The organism is Deferrivibrio essentukiensis (genome assembly GCF_020480685.1).
GTDB lineage: Bacteria > Chrysiogenota > Deferribacteres > Deferribacterales > Deferrivibrionaceae > Deferrivibrio > Deferrivibrio essentukiensis.
Genome location: NZ_JAJAFU010000058.1, coordinates 1 through 652, shown reverse-complemented (window position 1 = coordinate 652; position 652 = coordinate 1). Strand labels below are relative to the sequence as shown.

Here is a 652-nt window from a genome sequence, read left to right as displayed (position 1 = left end):
CATAAATTTACATACAATCTTACCCTTACTATTAAATTTCTCCATTTTTTAATGTGTGTTTAATTCCACACTTCTCATTTAAATAGCCAGATATGGCGGTAAGGTTTAAGCTGCGAGTAGCAAAACAACCGGAAAGCATCTCAAGAATATACTTTTGTTGTGGCTTTGTAAGGTAATCATGAAAGTTTCTTACAATATTTAATATTTTTTCCTTCATATTTTTGGTAATTTCACCTATCATAAACTGCCTCCATTTTGTTGTTATTGTTGCTTTTTTCGTTAAAATCATGATACAACATCTTGGAGGCGTTATTAATCATAACTATCTGTCAAATAACATTTATTATACAAAATAGGTGATGACAGTCTTTTAATTAACTGAAAAAATAAATTACCTTTTTTGGGGTTCCTTATTAAACACAAAAAGAACTTTCGTTCATTTTTATCAAACAATCCCTTTGTGATTTTTAACATTCAAAGCTTTCCATTTCAACATTGGTTGTTTTGCAATTTGTTCTGTAGTTCTTGTATCATCCGTTAAAATATCAGGTTTAATTTCACCTTTTTCAAATAAAAGATTTAAAAATTCTATTTCTTCAGTTCTAAAGGGTAAAACTTTTGACAAAAAATTCTTACATTCTGTTACAAGTAA

General features: G+C 27.9%; 1 protein-coding gene and 1 pseudogene. Both read right to left on the bottom strand.

What is annotated here, in order from left to right:
* Positions 1 to 31: 31 nt before the first annotated feature.
* On the bottom strand, positions 32 to 241 hold the full coding sequence (locus tag LF845_RS11755; RefSeq protein ID WP_242821202.1) for a hypothetical protein: 210 nt from the start codon (positions 239 to 241) through the stop codon (positions 32 to 34).
* A gap of 204 nt (positions 242 to 445) precedes the next feature.
* A pseudogene (locus LF845_RS11750) lies at positions 446 to 652 on the bottom strand (nucleotidyl transferase AbiEii/AbiGii toxin family protein); the annotation flags it as partial.